At 63.7% G+C, this 5,091-nt stretch carries 5 protein-coding genes and 2 pseudogenes; 3 read left to right on the top strand and 4 right to left on the bottom strand.

The window, feature by feature from the left end:
* Positions 1-116: 116 nt before the first annotated feature.
* Positions 117-711: pseudogene (locus EDC31_RS17100) on the top strand (DUF3363 domain-containing protein); the annotation flags it as partial.
* A gap of 31 nt (positions 712-742) precedes the next feature.
* Here the strand turns inward: EDC31_RS17100 and EDC31_RS17095 are convergent.
* Positions 743-1,477, bottom strand: coding sequence for a siderophore-interacting protein (locus EDC31_RS17095; protein WP_042062205.1), 735 nt, complete (start codon positions 1,475-1,477; stop codon positions 743-745).
* Positions 1,478-1,487: 10 nt separating this feature from the next.
* Entirely contained in the window at positions 1,488-2,183 is a 696-nt protein-coding gene (locus EDC31_RS17090; RefSeq protein WP_042062207.1) for an O-methyltransferase, read from the bottom strand.
* Between the two features lie 93 nt (positions 2,184-2,276).
* On the opposite strand from EDC31_RS17090, the gene EDC31_RS17085 reads away from it, so the two are divergent.
* Positions 2,277-3,083 carry an AraC family transcriptional regulator gene (locus EDC31_RS17085; protein WP_042062209.1) on the top strand — a complete coding sequence of 269 codons (807 nt, stop codon included), beginning with the start codon at positions 2,277-2,279 and terminating at the stop codon, positions 3,081-3,083.
* Here EDC31_RS17085 and EDC31_RS17080 read toward each other — a convergent pair.
* A complete protein-coding gene (locus tag EDC31_RS17080; RefSeq protein WP_042062210.1) occupies positions 3,080-3,508 on the bottom strand; it encodes a type II toxin-antitoxin system VapC family toxin in 429 nt (142 codons plus the stop codon). The genes EDC31_RS17085 and EDC31_RS17080 overlap by 4 nt on opposite strands.
* Positions 3,508-3,762: a type II toxin-antitoxin system Phd/YefM family antitoxin gene (locus EDC31_RS17075; protein ID WP_035352064.1), complete on the bottom strand. Its 255-nt coding sequence runs from the start codon at positions 3,760-3,762 to the stop codon at positions 3,508-3,510. Before EDC31_RS17075 ends, EDC31_RS17080 begins: the two co-directional genes overlap by 1 nt.
* Before the next feature lie 287 nt (positions 3,763-4,049).
* Here EDC31_RS17075 and EDC31_RS17070 point away from each other — a divergent pair.
* A pseudogene (locus EDC31_RS17070) lies at positions 4,050-5,026 on the top strand (type IV secretory system conjugative DNA transfer family protein); the annotation flags it as partial.
* Positions 5,027-5,091: the final 65 nt, after the last annotated feature.

Here is a 5,091-nt window from a genome sequence, read left to right as displayed (position 1 = left end):
CACCATCCAGAAACGGCGCTTGCTTCATCAGCAGCGTGCCGCCTAAACAGCATAACCAGAGGGGCCAGTTCCTCCGTTATCTCACACCATCCAAAGTCCCAAATCTTTCGACGACGGACATCGATGCGACCGGCGATGGCAGTATGGGGTCGGTCGTGGAGCTTCGCGCCTTCGATGACAGGAAGGGGCACCGTCGTGTGGCGCTGGCCGTGCGCTTCGATCTGTCGATCGAGGATCAGGTAACGGCGCGCGGGGCCACCTGGCTCGACCGGCAGGCCGTGGCGCGTGATCCTGTCGCATTGGGGCAGGTGGGGTTTGGCGCCGATGTGCGTGCGGCGATGGAGCGGCGCGCCGAGCACCTGATCGAGCAGGGGCTCGCCGAGCGCCAGGCGCAGGGAATAAGTCCTTGCGCGCAATCTGATCGGCAAACTCAGGGACCGCGAGGTCCACGAGGTCGGAGAGCGGCTGGCCAGCGAGACAGGCCGGACATTCAGCCAGTCGGCATCGGGGGAGTATGTCACGGGCACCTATCGTCAGCGCATGGTGCTGGCCTCGGGTCGCTATGCGATGATCGACGACGGGCTTCAGTTCCAACTTGTGCCCTGGACGCCCTCGTTGGAAAAGCAGCATGGGCGGCACGTGTCCGGGGTTGCGCGCGGCGACGGTGGGATTGACTGGAGCTTCACCCGGAACAGGGGGCTGGGGTTGTGACCGACGCGCGGCGGATCAGCCCGGTTGTCGCTCAATCGAGACCTGTCTTGCCCGGCGCCCAATACGCTTTGGCGATGAGGCGCGTGGGCGGCACGCCCCGGCTCTTCAGGTTTTGACGCAGGCGCTGGATGGTAGAGGCGTTGCCAGTCAGCACGAATACGGCCCCATTGTCGATGAGCGCGGGAAGTGCGGCCTCCATCGCGTCGAGATGCGTGCCGTCTTCCGCTCTGCCGAACAGCGCGCCGCCTTCAAGCCCGAGACGGGACAGGATCTGGCGCCCGGCTTCGAGATCTCCGACCTCGAAAAGGCAGGTCTCTGCGCGCGCTCCGCCGTGGCGCACAAGTGCGCAGGCGAGCCCGATCGAGGTCTCGTCGCCGAGGACGGCGAGCGGGGCCGACACGGCGCTGACGTCCAGCGAGCGGCGGGGTCCGAAGAGATCGCACGCGCTGCCCGGTTCGGCTCGACGAATCCATGCGCTGCCTAGCCCTTCTCCATGGGCGTAGCCGATGAGGCGGGTGCGGCCGGCGGCGTCCCAGTCGATCGGCGTATAGGTCCGCGCTACGAAGGCCGAGCCCATCGCGATCTGGATTTTCTGGCCGGGGGTCCAGGCGGCGGCTTTGAGCGCCGGACCCTCGAGCACGATCAACCGAAAGCCCTCCGCGATGTCCTCGCAGGCTGCGATCGTCGCGCGTTTCATGAACAGGCTCAGCAAGGCCCGGTTGATCCGGCCAGGCTGCTGCGAATCCGGGGAAAGCGACGTTCTCATCGGCGGCGCCTCACGCTACCCTGACCGTAAACTCGTTGCCTCGTCCCTCGTCCACCGGTAGCGGCTGGGAAACATAGAGATTCGCCGGGTCGCGGACATAATCCAGATAGGACGGGTCGAAAGCGTTCTCCCCGAGGATCGGAGCACTTTGCGTCAGGTAGGGCTCGATCAGCTTGAGGACCGGCAGGTAGAGGGAGAACGCGCCATCGAGCAGCACGAGATCGACCTCGCCTCCGACATGTTTCAGCGTGTCGAGCGCGTCCCCCTCGCGGATTTCCACCAGATCGGCGAGGCCGGTGGTTTCCAGGTTCGCTCGCGCCCGCGCCGCCTTGGCGGGTTCGATCTCGCTGCCGATCAGTTGGCCACCGCCATTATCGCGGAGTGCGGCCGCGAGATAGATCGTCGAAATCCCCATCGACGTGCCGAACTCCACGATCCGCTTCGCCCAGCACGTCCGCGCGATCATGTACAGGAAACGGCCATAGGTTTCCGAAACGGAAAGGAAATTGCCCGCATAATCGTGATAGATCGTCCTATACTCCGCCCGCTCCTCACCGAGCCAGCGCGGCACCGCTTCCGCAAAACTTTCGCCCGCTTCCGTAATCTCTGCCATGCGCGCGGCAATATGCGCGCGGTCAACGATCTCGGCTTCCTGGTGCAGCGCGTTCAGGGTCTCGGCGACGCGCGGTGTGATGAGCGTGTTCATGGAATTTCCTTTCCTTGGTCGTGCAAGAAGGATAGGAAGAACCACGAATGGCGTCATTACGAAGGTTGGACAAATTGTTATCGGATTCGGACGGTGCCAATCCTCAGCTATCCCCATAAAGAGAACGAATGGATCGAGCCGGACGACATTGATCGTCCGGTCGTGACCTTCGGCGGCATAACGGCGGCAGCGACGAGCTTTGAGCTTGACCTCCATCATCACCGCAAGGGGCAAATCCTGCTGGTGCAACGTGGCGCCCTGAGTTGCGAGATGGAAAGGGGACTATGGATCGTGCCGCCGCGCAGCGCCGTATGGATTCCGGGCGGTACACCGCACGCCATCCGGGCTTCGGGCATCATGGAAGGTTATTGTGCCTTCGTCGCGCCTGACGCCGCTCCCTGTCTGCCCACGCGATGCTGCGCCGTCTCGGTGACGCCGCTGCTCCGCGAATTGCTAATCCGTGCTGCTCACCTGCCGGCGTTCTACGAGGAAGGCGGTGCCGAATCGCGCCTGCTGACCGTGCTTCTCGACGAGTTCGCCTCAGCCGAGCGCGACGATCTCCATCTGCCGATGCCGGGAGATTCCCGCCTGCGCCGCATCGCCGATCTCATGATGGCATCGCCGGGAGACCGCGTAACGCTGGACATCTGGGCGAAGCGGACGGGCATGAGCGAGCGGAGCCTGGCGCGACTGACGGCGCGGGAGACTGGCATGAGCTTCGGAAACTGGCGCCAGCAGCTCATGGTCATGCTGGCCGTCGGGCGGCTGGCGGAGGGCGTCGCGATCCAGCAGGTCGCCGCCGATCTCGGCTATGAGAGCGTACCCAGCTTCGTGACTATGTTCCGCAAGACGCTCGGCGCCGCACCCGGCCGCTACATGGCCGCGCGTCAGGCCGGCTAGCTCGGGCGGGGTTCCCACGGGTTGAGCAGGGGAACGCCGCATGGCAGGAAATCCGCGACGTTGCGGGTCACGACCGTCTTGCCATGGACCAGCGCGGTCGCGGCGATGAGCGCATCGCGTTCCGAACGGGGATCGGGGACATGGAGCCGGGCGCAGCGCAGGGCCACGGACGTATCGACGGGAAAAATACGCCCTTCGAATGCGGGAAGGACGTGCTGTTCCAGCCAGGTCCGCAGGATCGTGCCGGTGGCTCCGTCGCGACGCTCCGCGCGCAGGATGCCGGTTTCCAGTTCCATGACGGTGATGGCGGAGAGATACAGATCGTCCGCCTCCACACTGTCGGCCCAGTGCGCTACGTTCGGGTCCGCCTTCCCGGCGCGGATTTTTCTCAGTTCTGAAACGACGTTCGTGTCCAGCAGGAACATCAGGAAAAATCGGCCGGGCGGAGCGTGATATTGGCGCGAGGCGGATCGAATGCGATGTCCGCCGCGTCCGGCATCGCCAGGGCGTCCGCGATCTTGCGCGGATGGTGCGTCAGACGGCGGTATTCCTCAATGCTGAGCAGGACATGGGCCGTGCGCCCCCTGTCGGTGATGAACACCGGCCCCTCGGCCGCCGCCTTCTTGGCCCGGCTGGTGTCCTGGTTGAACTCGCGGCTTGAAAGCGTGGTGATGCTCATGTCCGGCCTCCCGACTGCAATGTAGGAACATTACTACATATTGGGAGGCATTGCCAGAAAATCCATGTCCGATCCGGGTGCGGATCACCGTTGGCCGAAGATTCCATCCCGCCAGAACCTCCCGGTATCGTTCGACTCCCGCGATCTTCGTCCAGCATGGTGAAGGCCCGGTCCGCACCGGGCAAGTATTTTTTCCCTGCCGTTCGCCGGGATGCGACGACGCGGGAAAAGTCCTTGCGGATCGGAAAATGGCCGCCCGACCTGTCCTTGCGCAAGGAGGGATGACAATGTCCGGCACAAAAATTCTCTGGGGCCAGATCACGCTGGTCCTGTCCATCATCGTTCTGTCCTGGTGGGCGGCGACCCAATGGACGGCATGGGAACTGGCCTTTCAGCCTGAACTGGGGCGGCCCTGGTTCGTGCTGTTTCATCGCTGGCCGGTCTATGCGCCGCCGCTGTTTTTCTGGTGGTGGTATGTCTTCGATGCCTATGCCCCGAACGTCTTCGCGCGCGGAGCCTGGATTGCAGGCTCAGGCGGTGTGCTGGCCTTTGCCGCCGCCGTGGCGCTGTCCGTCCATCGCACCTGTGAGGCCAGGAAGATCGAGACCTATGGATCGGCACGTTGGGCGGAGCCGGATGAAATCGCGAAAGCCGGCCTGCTCGACCCGGACGGGGTGGTGCTGGGTCGTTATCGCAAAACCTATCTGCGCCATGACGGGCCGGAGCACGTCCTGACCTTCGCACCAACGCGCAGTGGCAAGGGTGTCGGTATGGTCTCCCGACGCTTCTGACCTGGCCCGGTTCAGCCATTGTCCATGACATCAAGGGGGAAAACTGAGAACTGACGGCAGGATTTCGCGCCCGTTTCGGTCGTGTCGTGCTGTTTGACCCGACCAATGCAGCGTCCTCTGCTTACAACCCCCTGCTGGAAATCCGGCGTGGAGAATGGGAAGTCCGTGACGCCCAGAACGTCGCCGACATCCTCGTGGACCCGGAGGGCAGTCTGGAGAAGCGCAACCACTGGGAGAAGACCTCGCACTCCCTGCTGGTCGGCGCCATCCTGCATGTCCTCTATGCCGAGCCAGACAAGACTCTGGCCGGTGTCGCCAATTTCCTGTCAGACCCGAAGCGCCCGATCGCCACCACGCTGTCCGTGATGATGCGGACAAACCATCTGGGCGAGAAGGGGCCACATCCTGTTGTTGCATCGGCCGCGCGCGAACTGCTGAACACACCGGCTGGTCTTCATCCCGGATATCTCACACGAGTAGGTGCATGGGGCTCTGAAAACGGCGAAAGTTCTTGTTGGAAAAGGAAAATCCGCGAGCG

The sequence above is a fragment of the Acidomonas methanolica genome (assembly GCF_004346035.1).
GTDB lineage: Bacteria > Pseudomonadota > Alphaproteobacteria > Acetobacterales > Acetobacteraceae > Acidomonas > Acidomonas methanolica.
Note: the sequence above shows the minus strand (reverse complement) of the source record. Positions and strands in the feature narration are given on the sequence as shown.